This window comes from Streptomyces sp. NPDC049597, assembly GCF_040675505.1.
Classification (GTDB): domain Bacteria; phylum Actinomycetota; class Actinomycetes; order Streptomycetales; family Streptomycetaceae; genus Streptomyces.
Genome location: NZ_JBFAOY010000007.1, coordinates 183,659 through 203,769, shown reverse-complemented (window position 1 = coordinate 203,769; position 20,111 = coordinate 183,659). Strand labels below are relative to the sequence as shown.

Sequence of the window (20,111 nt, the reverse complement as noted above, 5' to 3'; positions counted from 1 at the left end):
TGGTGGCGGCCGACGTGCAGACCCTGCGTCTTGTCCACGGCGGCGACTTGGGAGCCGGGCCGAGCGAAACAGCTGTTGCTCGTGGTGGGTTGCGTGGGCCGCTGCCTGAGCCGCGCTGTGCGCAGCGGGCCCTGCCTCACAAGGCGGATCGGTAGCCGGCAGCGGCCCTTCAGGTGATCCGACAATCTGGGGGAGAGGCACTGGTGTTGTCGTTGTCGGCCCTCATCTGCGCGTATCTGTTCATGGCGGTTCGACGCGGTGCCTCTTGGTGATCAAGGCCGATCGCTCGGGCGCCGACTGCCCGCAACTCCCTTGAGACTGCCCGATTCCTTACGATAAGGCGTCAATTGCGGTGTGAGCGCCGATCACCCTTTCGTGTGCTTTTCACCAAAGACCTCAAGGGGGTCGGAAGCGGAGCCGACAAAGGATGCGTGAGTACCCTTGCGCACACCATGATGACCGCCGCCCGCCCCTCCGAGACCGGCCTCGCAGGCCCGGGCGAACTCGACCGATATCCCTACGCGGAGTCGCCGGGCGTCGACCGCGTCGCTCCTCCCTCCTGGGAGGGAGGGGACGCGGAGCTGGGCCGGGTCGCCCGCCGTGCGGCAGGCAGCCGCGGCCGCGGTCTGCACGGTCAACTCGTCCAGCAGCTCGGCCAGATGATCGTCTCCGGTGACCTCGGTGCCGATCGTCCGCTCGTCCCCGAGGAGATCGGCCAGCGTTTCGAGGTCTCCCGCACCGTCGTCCGCGAGTCCCTGCGCGTCCTCGAGGCCAAGGGTCTCGTCAGCGCCCGCCCCAATGTCGGCACTCGCGTGCGCCCGGTGAGCGACTGGAACCTGCTCGACCCCGACATCATCGAGTGGCGCGCCTTCGGCCCCCAGCGCGACGACCAGCGACGGGAGCTGAACGAGCTGCGCTGGACCATCGAGCCGCTCGCCGCCCGCCTCGCGGCCGGGCACGGCCGTGACGACGTCCAGCAGCGGCTGGCCGACATGGTCGAGATCATGGGGCATGCCCTGACCCAAGGTGACGGGCTCACCTTTTCGCGGGCGGATGCCGAGTTCCACTCCCTGCTGATCCAGCTCGCCGGCAACCGCATGCTGGAGCACCTGTCGGGAATCGTTTCCGCCGCCCTCCAGGTGTCCGGCGGGCCGGTCACGGGCTGTGATCGCCCGACCGAAGCCGCAGTGGCCCAGCATGCCCGAATCGCCGAAGCGCTGGCCTCGGGCGACTCGCAGGCCGCCGAATCGGCCATGCGGCAACTGCTCACGGTTCACCCGGAAGCGGAACGAGTGGTTCCCGCCCCGCGCGAGCACTGACCGCCGGAGCGGTCGGGAGTGCGGAGGTGTACGCCCAGCGTGTCGCCGGATTCCGCCGGGATCCGGGGACACGCTGTGCGGCTAACGCCTCATATGGCCGTTTCATGGCATATGCGGTGTGACTCGGGCCACGCGGATTGGGCGTAACGCTCCTCGAAACCGTGCGATGACCTAAGAGGTGACAGCCGAGGAGGGGAATACAGCTGCCGTGGACGGCGCTGTGACAGCTCCGAGGTTCCGCCCGCGCCACCGGTACATCCGCAGCCCGGTGGTCGTCGGCTCCGGCCCGATCATGGGCGGGGCCGGAAGCCGTTTTCCATCGTTCCGAGAGGTTGTTCGTGTCGGCCAGCACATCCCGTACGCTCCCGCCGGAGATCGCCGAGTCCGAGTCTGTGATGGCGCTCATCGAGCGGGGAAAGGCTGATGGGCAGATCGCCGGCGATGACGTGCGTCGGGCCTTCGAGGCTGACCAGATTCCGCCAACCCAGTGGAAGAATGTTCTGCGCAGCCTCAACCAGATCCTCGAGGAAGAGGGTGTGACGCTGATGGTCAGTGCAGCGGAGTCGCCGAAGCGCGCCCGCAAGAGCGTCGCAGCGAAGAGCCCGGCAAAGCGCACCGCCACCAAGACCGTCGCTGCCAAGACGGCTCCGGCGAAGACCGTCGCCGCGACCGCGGCGCCGTCGCCCGAGTCCGTCGACGTCACGGCGGAGGAGTCGGCGGCCGTCGCGCCCGCCAAGAAGGCCGCCGCCAAGAAGACGGCGGCCAAGAAGACCGCGGCGAAGAAGACGGTCGCCAAGAAGACCGCGACCAAGAAGACCGCGGGCAAGAAGGACGACGAGATCGTCGAGGGCGAAGAGCTGCTCGACGAGGTCCAGCCCGGCGGCAAGGTCGACGAAGAGGAGACCGAGGGCGAGAGCAAGGGCTTCGTCCTCTCCGACGACGACGAGGACGACGCGCCCGCTCAGCAGGTCGCCGTCGCCGGTGCCACCGCCGACCCGGTCAAGGACTACCTCAAGCAGATCGGCAAGGTCCCGCTGCTCAACGCCGAGCAGGAGGTCGAGCTCGCCAAGCGCATCGAGGCGGGCCTGTTCGCCGAGGACAAGCTCGCGAACTCGGACAAGCTCGCCCCCAAGCTCAAGCGTGAGCTGGAGATCATCGCCGAGGACGGCCGCCGCGCCAAGAACCACCTGCTGGAGGCCAACCTCCGGCTGGTCGTCTCGCTGGCCAAGCGCTACACCGGTCGCGGCATGCTCTTCCTGGACCTGATCCAGGAGGGCAACCTCGGTCTGATCCGTGCCGTCGAGAAGTTCGACTACACCAAGGGCTACAAGTTCTCCACGTACGCCACCTGGTGGATCCGTCAGGCCATCACCCGCGCCATGGCCGACCAGGCCCGCACCATCCGCATCCCGGTGCACATGGTCGAGGTCATCAACAAGCTCGCTCGGGTGCAGCGCCAGATGCTCCAGGACCTGGGCCGCGAGCCCACGCCGGAGGAGCTGGCCAAGGAGCTCGACATGACCCCCGAGAAGGTCATCGAGGTCCAGAAGTACGGCCGCGAGCCCATTTCGCTGCACACGCCGCTCGGCGAGGACGGCGACAGCGAGTTCGGTGACCTCATCGAGGACTCCGAGGCGGTCGTGCCGGCCGACGCGGTCAGCTTCACGCTTCTCCAGGAGCAGCTGCACTCGGTCCTCGACACGCTGTCCGAGCGTGAGGCGGGCGTCGTCTCGATGCGCTTCGGTCTCACCGACGGTCAGCCGAAGACCCTCGACGAGATCGGCAAGGTCTACGGCGTGACGCGTGAGCGCATCCGTCAGATCGAGTCCAAGACGATGTCGAAGCTGCGTCACCCGTCGCGCTCCCAGGTGCTCCGCGACTACCTCGACTAGGTCGTCGGCGCGCCCTGCGGCCAACGCCGTGGAAGGGCCCGGTCCCTCGTGGGACCGGGCCCTTCGCCATGTCCGGTTGTCGTGTCCAGGTTCCCTCGCGGGTGCGGTCGGCAGCCTCCTGGACCACTCTGGGTGCACAGGATTCACGCAGAGTCAGGAGGCCGTATGCGTCGTCCCACAGCCCGAGGACTGGCCGGGGTTCCGGCCCTCATCGCCGCCGCGGTCCTGGCGCCTCTGGTGATGCCCTCATCCGCGGCCGCCGACAGGGTGGTCGTCGGCGGCTTCGAGGTGAAGGCCGAAGAGAGTCCCTGGGTCGTCGCCCTCTCCAGCCGTGACCGGTTCGGCCCAACGCGGGCCGGGCAGTTCTGCGGGGGCGTCGTCGTGGCGCCCACGAAGGTGATGACCGCCGCCCACTGCCTCAGCCGGACCGTGCTGGGCAAGGAGGTGAGCGCCGTGCAGGACCTGCGCGTCATCTCCGGCCGGTCCGCGCTGGACGGGCGGGGCGGACGGGAGATCACCGTCCGCTCGAGTCACGTCTCGTCGGCGTACGACCCTGCCACCAACGGGGCCGACATGGCCCTCCTGACGCTTTCCGAGGCTCTACCGGCGGCGAACGTGCTCCCGGTCGCGAACGCAGGGGAAGACGTGTACACGCCCGGCACCGAGGCCACCGTGTACGGCTGGGGGGACACCACGGGCGGAGGCGGCTACGCGCCCACGCTGCGTGCGGCGCGCGTCTCCGTCCTGCCGGACGCGACCTGCGAGCGGGCCTACCAGGGCGGCCGCTACCTGAAGAACACCATGCTCTGCGCCGGGGCTCCGCAGGGCGGGCGGGACGCCTGCCAGGGTGACAGCGGCGGCCCGCTGATCGCCCGCGGGCGACTCATCGGCATCGTCTCGTGGGGCAGCGGCTGCGGCCGCCCCGACGCACCCGGGGTCTACACCCGGGTGTCGACCGTCGCCCCTCTGGTCACCGGGGGGAAGGTCCTGGTCGGCCCTTGACGGCTGCCGCGGCCGTCCCCGCGGTCACCGTATGAGAGCGGGCGGCCGCCCCCTGTGTCCAGGGGGCGGCCGCCCGATGCCGGTCCTCGACCGGCCCATGGCTCGTCGTGGATGCGAGGTCTCAGTGGTCCTCTTCGCCGGCGCCGGCCGGAACGGCCGTCAGTCGGTCCGTCTCATCCTGTATCTCCGCGGCGATCTTCTTGAGTTCCGGCTCGAACTTGCGTCCGTGGTGGGCGCAGAAGAGCAGTTCACCGCCGCTGATCAGGACGACGCGCAGGTACGCCTGGGCGCCGCAGCGGTCGCAACGGTCAGCGGCCGTCAGCGGGCTCGCGGGGGTCAGAACAGTAGTCACGTCGCCTCTTCTCTAGCTCGACGAGCTGTCGTACCAGGTGCAACATCCAACCAGCCCGAAAACGTTCCCGCTCGGGGCTTTCCCTCGAATTTTTTTCCGAGGCGGCTGTCTGCTGCCGGTTGGCGGCGAATGAGCCGTATTGCTTCGCTCTACGGATTTCGCGTTGCTTGTCTCGTTTGGCCCTCCCGGCTGGGTTGCCGGTTGTTCATGAGGACGTGCCCGGAGCCTAAATGGTTCATGCCTGGAAGGGAACGTGATGTGCACGTCACCCCATCGAGGGATCGAACATGCATGCGATGCTGGACTAGCATGAGAAATCACGAGGGTGGCGTTACATCGGCTCTACCAGGCCTCGGTACGCTCTGAGCGGCGACCGACGCCCGGGCCTTTACCCCACTTGGCCACATCTGAAATTCAGCGAGGAGCGAACCGCGTGACCGCCGAAACGTCCGTGCCGTCCACAGCGCTGCTGACCGCAGACCGTGACGGTTCCAACTACACCGCGCGGCACCTGCTCGTCCTGGAGGGCCTCGAAGCGGTCCGCAAGCGGCCCGGAATGTACATCGGGTCCACCGACAGCCGCGGCCTGATGCACTGCCTGTGGGAGATCATCGACAATTCCGTGGACGAGGCCCTCGGCGGCCACTGCGACCACATCGAGGTCATCCTTCACGAGGACGGGTCCGTCGAGGTCCGGGACAACGGCCGCGGCATCCCGGTCGACGTCGAGCCCAAGACCGGCCTGTCGGGCGTCGAGGTCGTGATGACCAAACTGCACGCCGGCGGCAAGTTCGGCGGCGGGTCGTACGCGGCCTCCGGCGGTCTGCACGGCGTGGGCGCCTCCGTGGTGAACGCGCTCTCCGCGCGCCTCGACGTCGAGGTGGACCGCGGCGGTGCCACCCACATGATCAGCTTCCGGCGCGGCGTGCCCGGCATCTTCACCGAGTCCGGCCCCGACGCCCCCTTCGATCCGGCCAACGGGCTCCTGAAGGGCAAGCGCGTGCCCAAGGCCCGCACCGGCACCCGCGTGCGGTACTGGGCGGACCGCCAGATCTTCCTCAAGGACGCCAGGCTCTCCCTGGAGACCCTCCACCAGCGTGCCCGGCAGACCGCCTTCCTCGTCCCCGGCCTCACCATCGTCGTGCACGACGAGCGCGGCCCGGCGGGTGGCGACGGCGAGGGCAAGAGCGTGGAGACGTTCCGCTTCGACGGCGGGATCAGCGAGTTCTGCGAGTACCTGGCGCAGGACAAGGCGGTCTGCGACGTGCTGCGCCTGAGCGGCCAGGGCACGTTCAAGGAGACCGTCCCCGTTCTCGACGACCGCGGCCACATGACCCCGACCGAGGTCACCCGCGAGCTCGGCGTCGACGTCGCCCTGCGCTGGGGCACGGGCTACGACACCACGGTCAGGTCGTTCGTCAACATCATCGCCACCCCCAAGGGCGGCACCCATGTCACCGGCTTCGAGCGCTCGGTGACCAGGACGGTCAACGAGGTCCTGCGCTCCACCAAGCTGCTGCGCGTCGCCGAGGACGACATCGTCAAGGACGACGCCCTGGAGGGCCTCACGGCGGTCGTGACCGTCAGGCTCGCCGAGCCCCAGTTCGAGGGCCAGACCAAGGAGGTGCTCGGCACCTCGGCCGCCAACCGGATCGTCGCGAACGTGGTCGCCAAGGAGCTCAAGGCCTTCCTGACCTCCACCAAGCGGGACGCGAAGGCCCAGGCCCGCGCCGTCCTGGAGAAGGCCGTCGCCGCTGCCCGTACACGCATCGCGGCCCGCCAGCACAAGGAGGCGCAGCGCCGCAAGACGGCCCTGGAGTCCTCGTCCCTGCCGGCCAAGCTCGCCGACTGCCGCAGTGACGACGTGGAGCGCAGCGAGCTCTTCATCGTCGAGGGGGACTCCGCGCTCGGCACGGCCAAGCTGGCGCGCAACAGCGAGTTCCAGGCGCTCCTGCCGATCCGCGGCAAGATCCTCAACGTCCAGAAGTCGTCCGTGTCGGACATGCTGAAGAACGCCGAGTGCGGCGCGATCATCCAGGTCATAGGTGCGGGTTCCGGCCGCACCTTCGACATCGACGCGGCGCGCTACGGCAAGGTCATCATGATGACGGACGCCGACGTCGACGGTTCCCACATCCGGACCCTGCTGCTCACGCTCTTCCAGCGGTACATGCGGCCGATGGTGGAGGCCGGCCGGGTGTTCGCCGCCGTTCCGCCGCTGCACCGGATCGAGCTGATCCAGCCGAAGAAGGGCCAGGACAAGTACATCTACACGTACTCGGACAACGAGCTGCGGCAGACGCTGCTCGAGTTCCAGCGCAAGGGCGTCCGGTTCAAGGACTCCATCCAGCGTTACAAGGGCCTCGGCGAGATGGACGCGGACCAGCTCGCGGAGACCACGATGGACCCGCGTCACCGGACCCTGCGCCGGATCAACATCGGTGACCTGGAAGCCTCCGAGCAGATCTTCGACCTGCTGATGGGCAACGAGGTCGCACCCCGCAAGGAGTTCATCACCAGCTCGGCGGCCACCCTCGACCGCTCCCGCATCGACGCCTGACGCCACCCGGGGGTGGAGACGGGCTCCACCCCCGCTTCCTCCCCGGCCCGCCCCTTTGTCGGCGCTGTCCATCCCTGTGCGCCGTGCGGCCGGTCTCTGTGCTGCCGGGCCACGTCGCCGCCAAGGCCACGTCCGGAAGGGCTCGTTCAGCCACCGGGGACGGGCATCACCTGATGGAGTGAAGAGCGCTGGGAGAAGAGTCCGAGATCTTCTCGCTTTGTCCATTCTTGTGCATGCGGGCCGAAAAGGTCCGCTGACAAGGAGAGTTGAGCGTGGACGAGAAGGAAGCGCAAGGCCCGCCGACGGCTCGGATCGCGGACCCGTGGTACGACGCGCCGACCTCCGGCTGGGGCAATACGGACGGCACCGGCGGGCGGGTCCCGGTGGCTGCGTCGGCGTCCGCGCGGCGGGCCGAGACCGGTCCGAGCGCTGCCGAGATCTATCTGGAGGTGCAGCGCAGCGCCGCCTTCCGGGAAGTGCGCCGTCGCTACCGGCGGTTCGTCGTGCCCGCCTCCCTCGCCTTCTTCCTGTGGTATCTCGCCTATGTGGTGGCCGCGACCACCGCACCTGAGCTCATGGCCCGGCCCGTCGCGGGTGCGGTCAACGTGGCGATGGTGGCAGGACTCGCCCAATTCCTCACCACGTTTCTGCTGACCTGGGCGTATGCCCGCCATGCCCGTCGGCGGCGGGACGGTGCCGCGCTCGAACTGCGCTGGGACACCCAGGAGATGACCCGGGGGGCGGGGCGTTGAGCGGCGACCACCAGGCCCTGGCGCTGCTCCTGTTCAGCGCGTTCGTCGCCGTCACCCTCTGCATCACGACATGGGTGAGCCGCCACAGGCACGGTTCGGCCGAGGAGTTCTACGCGGGCGGGCGGCTCTTCTCCCCGATGGAGAACGGTTTCGCCATCGCGGGCGACTACATGTCGGCCGCTTCCTTCCTCGGTATCTCCGGACTCATCGCCCTGTTCGGCTACGACGGAATGCTGTACTCCGTCGGGTTCCTGGTCGCCTGGCTCGTCGTTCTCTTCCTCGTCGCGGAACTGGTGCGCAACTGCGGCCGGTTCACTCTCGCCGACGTCGTCGCCTCCCGGATGAGGGAGCGACGGGTGCGCATCGCCTCGGGAACTTCCTCGGTCACCGTGTCCGTTCTCTATCTGGTGGCGCAGATGGTGGGAGCCGGGTCCCTCGTCGCGCTGCTGCTGGGCGGGACGAGCGAAGCCGCGCGCTCGTGGACCGTCGTCGGCGTGGGTGCCCTGATGGTGATCTATGTGTCGATGGGAGGGATGCGAGCCACCACCTGGATCCAGATCGTGAAGGCCGTGCTGCTGATGGCGGGCGCGATCGCGATGACCGTGCTCGTGCTGATGCGGTTCGGCGGTGACATCGGCCAGTTGCTCGACTCCGCTGCCGGGCGCAGCGGACGCGGCAAGGAGTTCCTCTCACCCGGGCTCCGGTACGGGGGCGACTGGACCGCGCGTCTCGACTTCGTCAGCCTCGGCCTGGCGCTGGTGCTGGGCACGGCAGGGCTGCCGCACATCCTGTCGCGCTTCTACACCGTGCCGACCGCGCGGGCAGCCCGCCGCTCGGTCGTCTGGGCCATCGGCCTCATCGGCGGCTTCTATCTGATGACGATCGTGCTCGGCTTCGGCGCCGCGGCCCTGGTGGGCACGGACGAGGTACGGGCGTCGAGCGCCGCCGGGAACACCGCCGTGCCGCTGCTCGCCCTCGACCTCGGCGGGGGAGCGGGCTCGACCGGGGGCACCGTGCTCTTCGCGGTGGTCGCCGCCGTGGCCTTCGCGACGATCCTCGCGGTCGTCGCGGGCATCACGCTGGCGTCCTCCGCCTCGGTCGCGCACGACCTGTACGCATCCCTGCGACGCTCGGCCGGCCGGGAGGACGGCGGGTACAGCGAGGTGACGGTCGCCAGGGTCGCGGCGGTCGGGATCGGTGCCGTCGCCATCGGGCTCGGTCTGCTGGCCCGCGACCTGAATGTCGCCTTTCTGGTGGGGCTGGCGTTCGCGGTTGCCGCGTCGGCGAACCTGCCTGTCCTGCTCTACTCGCTGTTCTGGCGGAAGTTCACCACCCGCGGGGCGGTGTGGTCGGTCTACGGAGGTCTCATCCCCTCGGTGCTGCTCGTGGTGCTGTCACCGGTGGTGTCCGGGAGCCCGCAGGCGCTCTTCCCGGGCATGGACTTCCACGTCTTCCCACTGGAGAACCCAGGTCTCGTCTCGATCCCGCTCGGCTTCCTCGCGGGCTGGATCGGCACAGTCACGTCGTCGGAGCCGCCGGACGCGGCCCGGCATGCCGAGACCGAGGTTCGGGCGCTGACCGGGGCCGGCGCCGTGTAGCGGACTGCTTGCGCGGCCCGTCGTCAATCCCGCGGTCGCCGACAGCCGATCCGTCGATCCATCCTGGCACCGGCACGCGCGGCTTCACGAGCGGCAGGGGCATGGCCACCGCCATCGACGTCATGGCGGAGCGGAGCGCCTCAGCCGGCACGACATCGCGGTGCCCGACGACTGACACTGCCCTCGTGTGCGGCGTGACACGGCGCCGCGCACAAGCCGGACACCCCGGAGGCGGGCTCAGCCGCTGGTCGTCCAGGAGTAGCGGTGTTCGGGACGGCCCGTCTCGCCGTACTTGAGGCTCAGCCGCACCCGGTTCGTCCGTTCCAGCAGCTTCAGGTACCGCTGTGCGGTCTGCCGGCTCATCTCGGCCCGTTCCGCGATCTCCTGGGCCGAGAGCGGGCCATCGGCGGCCAGCAGGACCTGGCGCACCACTTCGGCCGTCGCCGGGGAGTGCCCCTTGGGCAGTTCGGGCGCGGCCGACCCCGCCGACAGGGCGCCGAACATGCGGTCCACCTCGGCCTGCTCCGCCTCACCACCCACGTCGAGGGCGCGCCGCAGCGTCGCGTACGCCTCCAGTTTGGTGCGCAGCCCGGCGAAGTTGAACGGCTTCACCAGGTACTGGAGGGCGCCATGACGCATGGCGGCCTGGACCGTTGCCACGTCGCGGGCCGCCGTCACCATGATCACATCGGTCTGATGGCCGAGACGACGCAGCTCCCGGACGACGGTGAGGCCGTTCTCGTCCGGCAGATAGTGGTCGAGCAGGATCAGATCCACAGGCGTGTCGGCGATACGGGTCAGTGCCTCGGCGGCCGAGTGGGCGATCGCGGCGACCCGGAAGCCGGGCACCTTGGCGACGTAGGCCGCGTTGATCTCGGCGACCCGGACGTCGTCGTCCACGACCAGCACGTCGATCATCATGCCTCGCGCATCTCGGCGGTGGCCGCCGGCATTTCCGCCGCTCCCGCCGCCGCGAGCGGCTGCTCGGTCAGTGCCTCCGGCAGGACAACGGTGAACTCGGCACCGCCCGCGGCCGCCTCGCTCACCACCGCAGTGCCGCCCTGCCGCTCGGCGAACCTGCGCACGAGTGCCAGCCCCAGCCCGCGCCTGCCGTGCGCGGGCAGCTCCTTGGTCGACCAGCCCTCGGTGAAGATCAGTTCACGCCGCTCGGGCGGGACACCGGGCCCGCTGTCCGCGATGCGCAGGACGACGGTGCGGTCCTCCGCGTACAGCTCCACCTCGACCGTCGCGTCCGGTGTGCCGGCTGCCGCGTCCAGCGCGTTGTCGACGAGGTTTCCGACGACGGTCACCAGTCCGCGCGGATCCACCAGCCGGTCGGGCAGCAGTGTCGCGGGCGCGATGCGCAGCGACACCCCGCGTTCGGCCGCCACGGTCGCTTTGCCCACGAGCAGCGCCGCCAGCAGCGGATCGTGGATCTTCTCCGTGACCTGCTCGGCGGTGGCCCGGTGCACGCCGACGACCTCGGTGACGAACTCCACGGCCTCCTCGTGCATCTCCAGTTCGAGCAGGCCAAGGAGGGTATGCATCCGGTTCGCGTGCTCGTGGTCCTGGGCGCGCAGGGCGTCGATCAGGCCTCGGGTCGAATCGAGTTCCCGGCCCAGCTGTTCCAGTTCGGTGCGGTCGCGCAGAGTGACGACGGCGCCTCCGTCGTCGGTCGGCATCCGGTTCGCGATCAGTACCCGGCTCCCGCGTACGGTCAACAGGTCCTCGCCACTGACGCGGCCCGCGAGCACCTCGGTCGTGCGGCCTTCACCGAGCGCCTCGTCCAGCGGCCGGCCGGTGACGTCGGGGCCGACCCCCAGCAGACGCTGTGCCTCGTCGTTGAGCAGCCGGATCCTGCCGGTCCCGTCGAGGGCCACCACGCCTTCACGGATGCCGTGGAGCATGGCCTCGCGTTCGGCGAGCAGGGCCGAGATGTCGGAGAAGGCGAGGTCGTGGGTCTGCCGCTGGAGCCTGCGGGAGATCAGGTAGGCCGCCAGCGCGCCGACGGCCAGCGCGCCGCCCGCGTACGCGATGAGCCCGGGGATGGCGGCGAGCAGCCTGGCGCGGACACTGTCGTACTCGATGCCGACCGACACGGCCCCGACGATCCGGCCCTCGTCGTCCTTGAGCGGCACCTTGCCCCGCGCGGAGCGTCCCAGGGTGCCGCTGTCGATCTCCATCACCTCGCGGCCGGCGAGAGCAGCGCTCGGGTCGGTCGAGACGATGCGCCCGATCTGGGAGGGGGACGTGTGCGACCAGCGCACGCCGTTGTCGTCCATGACGACGATGTACTCGGCGCCGGTGGAGACCCGGATCCGCTCGGCCTCCTTCTGCACCGGGCCGTCGGCGGTCGGGCGGGTGCGGGTCACCTCGTCGGCGAGCTCGGGGGAAGCCGTGGTCTGTGCGATGGCCAGGGCGCGCCGCATCGCCTGGTCGTCGAGCTGGGAGCTGAGCGGCGCGAGGAAAAGGCCGGTGGCCAGCGTGGTGACGCCGGCGGCGATGGCCAGCTGCATGAGCAGGACCTGGGAGAAGACCCGCTGCGGCCAGCCGAACCGCCGTCGCCGGGCGGGGGCGGTCGGTACGGGGCTCATGCCTACGAACGGTAAACGGCGCGGCCCGCTTTTCGAAATGGGGCAGAACGCCGAGGCGTATCACGGGGGCCGGAACGACGACGTGCTCGGCACCGGTCGGTGCCGAGCACGTGCGGGTCCCCGCCGGCCGTTACGCGTCGGGGATGTCGGCCTTGGCCCTGATGAGCGTTTCGCGACTGATGATCACGATGCGCTCGTAGTCCGCGCGGGCGGCGTCGGCGGGAAGCTCCTTGTCGAGGTCTTCCGTCGCCTCGGTGCCGATCACGGCGAAGCGGCCGTCGCTGAGCTCGAAAATGTCCGGGCAGGTCTGCCCGGACAGGCTTCCGCGCTCGCGAGGGGACGCTCCGATCCTACGAACGATCTTCACTGGCGCCGATCCTTGTGTGTGGGAGAGGGGTGACACGGCTGGGGCGCAGTGTGCCACGACCGGTCCCCCGCGACCCCTGATTACACACAGGTGAAACGACGGCTTTGCTCCTCGGTCACCCCGCCGGGCGTTCGTCGATCACCCGGTCGACGATCCGCCCCAGCTTCGCCTCGTCCGACTCGTACGGCAGCTCGGCGCGATGCTCCCGCGTCTCTCGCCAGTAGTCGCGGAAGAGGGGGCTGCGGCAGATCACCTTCACATGGCCCTTCAGGTCCCGCTCGCTGGTCGAGCCGATCCGGTAGGCGTGCAGCAGATTGCCGTAGAGAGCGTTGGCGTACAGATACTGGCGCCGGCGCACCGGCGGAACGTGGTCACCGTACGCGTTGAGGACCTCGGCGAGATCCGGATCGTCCATGGCCTTGGACAGCAGCTCGAACTGGAGCCGGTGCTGGCTCGTGATGTCGGCGCGCCGCTGGTAGCCGTTGGCGGCCTCCATGTGCTGGAGCTGGGTGGCGAGGCTGGAGTTCTGCCGGCGGAGCTGGCCGTGCTGGATGATCAGGGCGACGAGGACGGCGCCGAAGGCCAGGCCGGAGAAGACGGCGTTCGCGGCGGAGACGTCGGTGTCGGGTGCGAGTGCCTCCATCGTCGAACTGATGGCGAGGCTGAGCGCGGCGACCAGTCCCACCACGCCGGTCGCGGAGGCGATGACCAGCGCGATACCCGCCGCAACCCCCCGCTGGTGCCGATTTCCCTGTGTGCTCATGTCAACCCCCGAGACAGGCGACCGTGCACCGGACCGGCGGAGTGCGGGCGCAGCGCACCGGTGAGCGGTCGTCGACTGCAAAACTGCTGACTCCCAGAGTGCCGAGCGGCTCTGACCGGCGGGGAGGCGGAGACGGCGGCGCACGGAGGGAACGCCGAAGCGTTCCCGCTGGGGCCGTGTCGAATGTGTGCCCGGTACGCGCTGCTAACAATCGTTCACTTCGCGTGCGCCCTTATCCTGGGCCGCCGGAGCAGTCCAACCGTCCGAGGTGCAGCAGTGAGCCCGAGCAGGTCCCAGATCCCCGTCGTCGTCCTCGCGGGCTTCCTCGGATCAGGAAAGACCACGCTGCTCAACCACCTGCTGCGCCGCAACGGCGGCAACCGCATCGGTGTCGTCGTCAACGACTTCGGGTCGATCGAGGTCGACGCCATGACCGTCGCCGGGCAGGTCGGTTCCACCATCTCCCTCGGCAACGGCTGCCTGTGCTGCGCCGTCGACGCGAGCGAGCTGGACGACTACCTGGACAGGCTCACCCGCCCCTCGGCGCGGATCGACGTCATCGTCGTCGAGGCCTCCGGGCTGGCCGAGCCGCAGGAGCTCGTGCGGATGATTCTCGCCAGCGACAACCCCCGGATCGTGTACGGCGGGCTCGTCGCGGTCGTCGACGCCGCCGAGTTCGACGACACGAGGGTCCGGCATCCGGAGCTCGACCGGCACCTCGCCGTCGCCGACCTCGTCGTGCTCAACAAGACCGACCGGGTGGACGAAGCCGGACAGGAGCGGCTGCGGGAGACGCTCGCCCAGCTCGCCGGGGCCGCACCGGTCGTCTCCGCGCGGTACGGACGGGTCGACCCCGCCCTGCTCCTGGACCCCGCCCCACGGCCCGAAGAACAGCAGGACAAGGTCCGCCAGCTCTCCTTCGAGGACCTGTACGCGGAGGCGTACGACCGCGAGCACGGGCACGCGGGGCATCTGCACGCCGCGTACGACAGCGTCTCCGTCGCCCTCGACGTACCGGTGCACCCGCGGCGGCTCATGGCGTTCCTCGACTCCAGGCCCGCCGGGCTGTACCGGATCAAGGGCTTCGTCGACTTCGGCGCGGCGGATCCGCGCAACCGGTACGCCGTCCACGCGGTCGGGCGCTTCCTGCGCTTCTCCCCGCAGCCCTGGCCGGCCGGTGAGCCGCCCATGACGCAGCTCGTGCTCATCGGCTCCGGGATCGACGCCGAGGGACTTCGCAAGGAGATCGAGGCCTGCGCGCTGAGCGGACCCGAGGACCGTCCCGACGAGCGCAGCATGTGGGGCGTCCTGCGCTACGTGCCCACCGAGCCGGACGGAACGGACGAGCCGGGGGAGCCGGGCGAGCCGGGGGAGCCGGACGGGACCGGCACCCCCGACGAGGAGTACTAGCTCGCGGGCCCTGCCAGCACCGCCACCGGGGACGGCAACGGCGTGCCCGAGCCGTCACGGCGCGGGTCGAGCTCCGGCAACTGCGCCGGTGCGCCGTTCTTCTGCGCCGCGCGCGCCGGGGCTGCGCCGGCCCAGGCCAGGACCAGCATGTCCTCGCCCTTCAGGAAGCGCTGGCAGCGCACACCGCCGGTCGCGCGCCCCTTGCGCGGGTACTGGTCGAACGGCGTGAGCTTCGCCGTCGTCGGAGCGTCGTCCAGTGTGCCCTGCGAGCCGGCCACCGTGAACACCACCGCGTCCCCGGCCGGGTCGACCGCGGTGAACGAGATCACCTCGGCACCCTCCGCCAGCTTGATGCCGGCCATACCGCCGGCCGCCCGGCCCTGCGGCCGCACCTGCGAGGCGGGGAAGCGCAGCAACTGCGCGTCGGAGGTGATGAAGACCAGGTCCTCCTCGCCCGTACGCAGCTCCGTGCCGCCCACGATCCGGTCCCCGTCCCTGAGCGCGAAGACCTCCAACTCGTCCTTGTTGGACGGATAGTCGGGGACCACTCTCTTGACCACGCCCTGCGCGGTGCCGAGCGCGAGGCCCGGCGAGGACTCGTCCAGCGTGGTGAGACAGACGACGTGCTCGTCCGCCTCCAGCGTCAGGAACTCCGCGACCGGCGCCCCGCCCGCCAGATTGGGGTCGGACGCCGTGTCCGGCAGCTGCGGGAGGTCGATCACGGACAGGCGCAGCAGCCGTCCGGCCGATGTCACCGCACCCACCTCTCCGCGCTGCGTCGTGAGCACCGCCGAGACGATCACGTCGTGCTTGGTGCGCCTGGTGCCGTGGTCCACCAGCGGCTCACCGGTGGCGGTGCGCGCCAGCAGGCCCGTCGAGGACAGCAGTACGCGGCACGGGTCGTCCGCGACCTGGAGCGACGCGGCGGGCGCGGGCGCGCCCGCGGACTCCAGCAGCACCGTGCGCCGCGGGGTGCCGAACTTCTTGGCCACCGCCGCCAGTTCGGAGGAGACCAGCTTGCGCAGCTCGGCGTCCGACTCCAGGATCCGGGTGAGCTCCTCGATCTCGCTGTTGAGCCGGTCGCGCTCGCTCTCGAGCTCGATCCGGTCGAACCTGGTCAGTCGCCGCAGCGGAGTGTCGAGGATGTACTGCGTCTGGATCTCGCTCAGCGAGAAGTGCTCGATCAGGCGCTCCTTGGCCTGGGCGGAGTTGTCGCTGGAGCGGATCAGACGGATGACCTCGTCGATGTCGAGCAGGGCGACGAGAAGTCCCTCGACCAGGTGGAGCCGGTCGCGGCGCTTGGTGCGGCGGAACTCGCTGCGCCGGCGCACCACGTCGAACCGGTGGTCCAGGTAGACCTCCAGCAGTTCCTTCAGCCCCAGCGTGAGCGGCTGGCCGTCCACCAGAGCCACGTTGTTGATGCCGAAGGACTCCTCCATGGGCGTCAGCTTGTACAGCTGCTCCAGGACGGCCTCGGGGATGAAGCCGTTCTTGACCTCGATGACCAGGCGCAGGCCGTGCTGCCGGTCCGTGAGGTCCTTGACGTCGGCGATGCCCTGCAGCTTCTTCGCCGAGACCAGGTCCTTGATCTTGGAGACCACCTTCTCGGGGCCGACCGAGAAGGGCAGTTCGGTGACGACCAGGCCCTTGCGGCGGGCGGTGACCGTCTCGACGGACACGGTGGCGCGGATCTTGAACGTGCCGCGGCCGGTCTCGTAGGCGTCCTTGATCCCGCCGAGGCCGACGATCCGGCCGCCGGTCGGCAGGTCGGGGCCGGGCACATGGCGCATCAGCGCTTCGAGGTCGGCGTGGGGGTACCTGATCAGGTGCCGGGCCGCGGCGATGACCTCGCCCAGATTGTGCGGGGGCATGTTGGTCGCCATGCCGACGGCGATGCCGGAGGCTCCGTTGACCAGGAGGTTCGGATAGGCGGCGGGGAGGGCGACCGGCTCCCGCTCCTGACCGTCGTAGTTCGACTGGAAGTCGACCGTGTCCTCGTCGATCGACTCCGTCATCAGGCTGGTGGCGTCCGCCATGCGGCACTCGGTGTACCGCATGGCGGCCGGCGGGTCGTCGTTGCCCAGCGAACCGAAGTTCCCGTGGCCGTCGACGAGCGGCAGGCGCATCGAGAACGGCTGCGCCATGCGCACCAGCGCGTCGTAGATCGACGCGTCGCCGTGCGGGTGCAGCTTGCCCATGACCTCGCCGACGACGCGGGCGCACTTCACGTAGCCGCGGTCGGGGCGCAGGCCCATCTCGTTCATCTGGTAGACGATGCGGCGGTGCACCGGCTTCATGCCGTCGCGGGCGTCGGGCAGGGCACGGGAGTAGATCACCGAGTACGCGTACTCGAGGAAGGAGCCCTGCATTTCGTCCACGACGTCGATGTCGAGGATCCTCTCCTCGAAATCGTCCGGCGGTGGGGTCTTCGTGCTGCGGCGGGCCATCGCGGCTGCTGCTCCTTCACGTACCAGTCTGGATCTGACGCCGACCATTGTGGACCGTCCCGCTGACAACGTGGACCGCGACCCGGGCGGGAGGCCCGCGGTGGCCCCGCGGCCGCGTCCTCCACGAGCGGGCGAACAACGCCGACCGGCGGCCGGGAACTTCGCCAGGTGTCAGCACGCTTGCATACAGTGGCAGGTCTGGCAGGACATTCAGCATCGCGATCGAAGGGACGTACATGCCCATGGGTCACACGGCCACAGCTCAGGCCGACTCCGGCGGCCTGACAGCGACCGAGCACCGCCTGGCCAACGGCCTGCGCGTCGTGCTCTCGGAGGACCACCTGACCCCGGTCGCCGCGGTCTGCCTCTGGTACGACGTCGGCTCCCGTCACGAGGTCAAGGGCCGTACAGGACTCGCCCACCTCTTCGAGCACCTGATGTTCCAGGGCTCGGCCCAGGTGAAGGGGAACGGCCACTTCGAGCTCGTCCAGGGCGCCGGCGGCTCGCTGAACGGCACGACCAGCTTCGAGCGCACCAACTACTTCGAGACCATGCCCGCTCACCAGCTGGAGCTGGCGCTCTGGCTGGAGGCCGACCGCATGGGCTCGCTGCTGGCCGCGCTCGACGACGAGTCGATGGAGAACCAGCGCGACGTCGTCAAGAACGAGCGCCGCCAGCGCTACGACAACGTGCCGTACGGCACGGCGTTCGAGAGGCTGACCGCCCTCGCCTACCCCGAGGGCCACCCGTACCACCACACGCCGATCGGCTCGATGGCCGACCTCGACGCGGCGACCCTCGAGGACGCCCGCGCCTTCTTCCGCACCTACTACGCGCCGAACAACGCGGTGCTGTCGGTCGTCGGCGACATCGATCCGCAGCAGACGCTCGCATGGATCGAGAAGTACTTCGGCTCCATCCCGTCCCACGACGGCAAGCAGCCCCCGCGCGACGGCTCCCTGCCGGACGTCATCGGCGAGCAGCTGCGTGAGGAGATCGTCGAGGAGGTCCCGGCCCGCGCCCTGATGGCCGCCTACCGCCTCCCGCACGACGGCACCCGCGAGTGCGACGCCGCCGACCTGGCGCTCACCGTCCTCGGCGGCGGGGAGTCCTCGCGGCTGCACAACCGCCTGGTCCGCCGCGACCAGACGGCCGTCGCCGCCGGGTTCGGGCTGCTGCGCCTGGCCGGAGCCCCCTCGCTCGGCTGGCTGGACGTCAAGACGTCCGGCGGCGTCGAGGTCCCGCAGATCGAGGCCGCCGTCGACGAGGAGCTCGCGCGGTTCGCGGCCGAGGGCCCGACGCCCGAGGAGATGGAGCGCGCCCAGGCCCAGCTCGAGCGCGAATGGCTCGACCGGCTCGGCACCGTGGCCGGCCGCGCCGACGAACTGTGCCGTTACGCCGTCCTGTTCGGCGACCCGCAGCTGGCGCTGACCGCCGTGCAGCGCGTCCTCGACATCACCGCCGAGGAGGTGAAGGCGGTCGCCGAGGCCCGGCTGCACCCGCGCAACAGGGCCGTCCTGGTCTACGAGCCCATCTCCGCCGACGACAGCGACATGGACGACGAGTCCGCGGCGGCCGACGAGAACGACGAGCACAAGGGGACGGACCAGTGAGCGACGCTGCCGTGACCATGGACTTCCACCCGCAGCCCACCCCCGGCACCGCCCGGCCCTGGGCCTTCCCGGCTCCCGAGCGCGCCACCCTGGACAACGGGCTGACCGTGCTGCGCTGCGACCGCCCCGGCCAGAAGGTCGTCGCCGTGGAGATCCTCCTCGGCGCCCCCCTGGAGGCGGAGCCCGAGGGCCTCGACGGCGTCGCCACGATCATGGCCCGCGCCCTGTCGGAGGGCACCGACAAGCACAGCGCCGAGGACTTCGCCGCCGAGCTGGAGCGCTGCGGCGCCACGCTCGACTCGCTCGCCGACCACCCCGGTGTCCGTGTCTCGCTGGAGGTCCCCGCCTCCCGGCTGCCCAAGGGACTCGGTCTGCTCGCCGACGCCCTGCGCGCCCCCGCCTTCGCGCCGGGCGAGGTCGACCGGCTGGTCCGCAACCGCCTCGACGAGATCCCGCACGAGATGGCCAACCCGGCCCGCCGCGCGGCCAAGCAGCTCTCCAAGGAGCTCTTCCCGTCGTCCCTGCGGGTGTCCCGGCCGCGCCAGGGCACCGAGGAGACGGTGGCGAGGATCGACTCCGCGGCCGTACGGGCCTTCTACGAGACGCACGTTCGTCCGTCCACGTCGACCGTCGTGATCGTCGGCGACCTCTCCGGTATCGATGTGGACGCCGTCCTCGCCGACACCCTCGGGGCCTGGACGGGCGACAAGGCGGCCACCCGGCCCGTGCCGGCGATCACGGCCGACGACACCGGCCGGGTGTTCATCGTCGACCGCCCCGGCGCCGTGCAGACCCAGTTGCTGATCGGCCGTACCGGACCCGACCGCCACGACAGCGTCTGGCCCGCCCAGGTGCTCGGCACGTACTGCCTGGGCGGCACGCTGACCTCCCGGCTCGACCGCGTCCTGCGCGAGGAGAAGGGCTACACCTACGGCGTACGGGCCTTCGGCCAGGTGCTGCTGTCGGCCCCGGACGGCTCGGGCGCCTCGATGCTGGCCATCAGCGGCTCGGTGGACACGCCGAACACCGGCCCCGCACTGGAGGACCTCTGGGCGGTGCTGCGCACGCTCGCCGCGGAGGGGCTCACCGACGCGGAGCGCGACGTCGCCGTGCAGAACCTGGTCGGCGTCGCCCCTCTGAAGTACGAGACCGCGGCGTCGGTCGCGGCCACCCTCGCCGACCAGGTCGAGCAGCACCTCCCGGACGACTACCAGGCGCAGTTGTACGCCCGCCTGGCCGCGACGGGCACGGTGGAGGCGACCGCTGCGGTGGTCAGCGCGTTCCCCGTGGACCGTCTCGTCACGGTGCTGGTCGGCGACGCGGCGCAGATCGAGGCCCCGGTCAGGGCGCTCGGGATCGGTGAAGTGACCGTCGTCACGGGCTGATCGAAGGTCGCGCATCGGGCGAAAGCGCGCAGAACGAGCGCGGCGCATGCCCTACGG

The 20,111-nt window shown here is 70.2% G+C and carries 15 protein-coding genes; 9 read left to right on the top strand and 6 right to left on the bottom strand.

The genetic code is table 11. The features are described from left to right. Window positions 1–431: 431 nt before the first annotated feature. The 3 genes from AB0K02_RS11495 to AB0K02_RS11485 all read left to right on the top strand — a co-directional run bounded on the left by AB0K02_RS11495 (window position 432) and on the right by AB0K02_RS11485 (window position 4,213). A complete protein-coding gene (locus AB0K02_RS11495) occupies window positions 432–1,319 on the top strand; it encodes a FadR/GntR family transcriptional regulator (protein WP_365992151.1) in 888 nt (295 codons plus the stop codon). A gap of 338 nt (window positions 1,320–1,657) precedes the next feature. After that, complete coding sequence (locus AB0K02_RS11490; protein ID WP_365992150.1) at window positions 1,658–3,211, top strand: RNA polymerase sigma factor; 1,554 nt, start codon at window positions 1,658–1,660, stop codon at window positions 3,209–3,211. Window positions 3,212–3,376: 165 nt separating this feature from the next. Next, a complete protein-coding gene (locus AB0K02_RS11485) occupies window positions 3,377–4,213 on the top strand; it encodes a serine protease (RefSeq protein ID WP_365992149.1) in 837 nt (278 codons plus the stop codon). Between the two features lie 121 nt (window positions 4,214–4,334). On the opposite strand, the gene AB0K02_RS11480 is transcribed toward AB0K02_RS11485, so the two are convergent. Next, window positions 4,335–4,565 (bottom strand): hypothetical protein, encoded by a 231-nt coding sequence (locus AB0K02_RS11480; RefSeq protein WP_100109587.1) that lies wholly within the window; start codon window positions 4,563–4,565, stop codon window positions 4,335–4,337. Between the two features lie 433 nt (window positions 4,566–4,998). Here AB0K02_RS11480 and AB0K02_RS11475 point away from each other — a divergent pair, with 433 nt between their 5' ends. The 3 genes from AB0K02_RS11475 (at window position 4,999) to AB0K02_RS11465 (ending at window position 9,475) form a co-directional block, all read left to right on the top strand. After that, window positions 4,999–7,125 (top strand): DNA topoisomerase IV subunit B, encoded by a 2,127-nt coding sequence (locus tag AB0K02_RS11475; protein ID WP_365992148.1) that lies wholly within the window; start codon window positions 4,999–5,001, stop codon window positions 7,123–7,125. Window positions 7,126–7,397: 272 nt separating this feature from the next. Further along, window positions 7,398–7,877 carry a DUF485 domain-containing protein gene (locus tag AB0K02_RS11470; RefSeq protein ID WP_365992147.1) on the top strand — a complete coding sequence of 160 codons (480 nt, stop codon included), beginning with the start codon at window positions 7,398–7,400 and terminating at the stop codon, window positions 7,875–7,877. Further along, entirely contained in the window at window positions 7,874–9,475 is a 1,602-nt protein-coding gene (locus AB0K02_RS11465; RefSeq protein WP_365992146.1) for a cation acetate symporter, read from the top strand. Before AB0K02_RS11470 ends, AB0K02_RS11465 begins: the two co-directional genes overlap by 4 nt. Window positions 9,476–9,712: 237 nt before the next feature. On the opposite strand, the gene AB0K02_RS11460 is transcribed toward AB0K02_RS11465, so the two are convergent. The 4 genes from AB0K02_RS11460 to AB0K02_RS11445 form a co-directional block, all read right to left on the bottom strand. Beyond that, window positions 9,713–10,393, bottom strand: a complete 681-nt coding sequence (locus AB0K02_RS11460; RefSeq protein ID WP_365992196.1) for a response regulator — start codon at window positions 10,391–10,393, stop codon at window positions 9,713–9,715. Then, window positions 10,393–12,069: a sensor histidine kinase gene (locus tag AB0K02_RS11455; RefSeq protein ID WP_365992145.1), complete on the bottom strand. Its 1,677-nt coding sequence runs from the start codon at window positions 12,067–12,069 to the stop codon at window positions 10,393–10,395. The genes AB0K02_RS11460 and AB0K02_RS11455 overlap by 1 nt, the downstream gene beginning before the upstream one ends. A gap of 130 nt (window positions 12,070–12,199) precedes the next feature. After that, on the bottom strand, window positions 12,200–12,436 hold the full coding sequence (locus AB0K02_RS11450; protein WP_177151644.1) for a hypothetical protein: 237 nt from the start codon (window positions 12,434–12,436) through the stop codon (window positions 12,200–12,202). A gap of 115 nt (window positions 12,437–12,551) precedes the next feature. Continuing rightward, window positions 12,552–13,199: a DUF6082 family protein gene (locus AB0K02_RS11445; RefSeq protein ID WP_365992144.1), complete on the bottom strand. Its 648-nt coding sequence runs from the start codon at window positions 13,197–13,199 to the stop codon at window positions 12,552–12,554. A 276-nt stretch (window positions 13,200–13,475) separates the two neighbouring features. On the opposite strand from AB0K02_RS11445, the gene AB0K02_RS11440 reads away from it, so the two are divergent. Further along, window positions 13,476–14,609 carry a GTP-binding protein gene (locus tag AB0K02_RS11440; protein WP_365992143.1) on the top strand — a complete coding sequence of 378 codons (1,134 nt, stop codon included), beginning with the start codon at window positions 13,476–13,478 and terminating at the stop codon, window positions 14,607–14,609. Here the strand turns inward: AB0K02_RS11440 and AB0K02_RS11435 are convergent. After that, complete coding sequence (locus AB0K02_RS11435) at window positions 14,606–17,056, bottom strand: DNA topoisomerase IV subunit A (protein WP_365992142.1); 2,451 nt, start codon at window positions 17,054–17,056, stop codon at window positions 14,606–14,608. The genes AB0K02_RS11440 and AB0K02_RS11435 overlap by 4 nt on opposite strands. Window positions 17,057–17,298: 242 nt before the next feature. On the opposite strand from AB0K02_RS11435, the gene AB0K02_RS11430 reads away from it, so the two are divergent. Both AB0K02_RS11430 and AB0K02_RS11425 read left to right on the top strand, forming a co-directional pair. Then, window positions 17,299–18,669 (top strand): pitrilysin family protein, encoded by a 1,371-nt coding sequence (locus tag AB0K02_RS11430; protein ID WP_365992195.1) that lies wholly within the window; start codon window positions 17,299–17,301, stop codon window positions 18,667–18,669. Then, window positions 18,666–20,054: a pitrilysin family protein gene (locus tag AB0K02_RS11425; RefSeq protein WP_365992141.1), complete on the top strand. Its 1,389-nt coding sequence runs from the start codon at window positions 18,666–18,668 to the stop codon at window positions 20,052–20,054. Before AB0K02_RS11430 ends, AB0K02_RS11425 begins: the two co-directional genes overlap by 4 nt. Window positions 20,055–20,111: the final 57 nt, after the last annotated feature.

Bases quoted from the DNA above. Each gene is read 5' to 3' on its own strand.
- AB0K02_RS11485 (WP_365992149.1), top strand. From the start codon at position 3,377: ATGCGTCGTCCCACAGCCCGAGGACTGGCCGGGGTTCCGGCCCTCATC.
- AB0K02_RS11460 (WP_365992196.1), bottom strand. From the start codon at position 10,393: ATGATCGACGTGCTGGTCGTGGACGACGACGTCCGGGTCGCCGAGATC.
- AB0K02_RS11455 (WP_365992145.1), bottom strand. From the start codon at position 12,069: ATGAGCCCCGTACCGACCGCCCCCGCCCGGCGACGGCGGTTCGGCTGG.
- AB0K02_RS11445 (WP_365992144.1), bottom strand. From the start codon at position 13,199: ATGAGCACACAGGGAAATCGGCACCAGCGGGGGGTTGCGGCGGGTATC.
- AB0K02_RS11435 (WP_365992142.1), bottom strand. From the start codon at position 17,056: ATGGCCCGCCGCAGCACGAAGACCCCACCGCCGGACGATTTCGAGGAG.
- AB0K02_RS11430 (WP_365992195.1), top strand. From the start codon at position 17,299: ATGGGTCACACGGCCACAGCTCAGGCCGACTCCGGCGGCCTGACAGCG.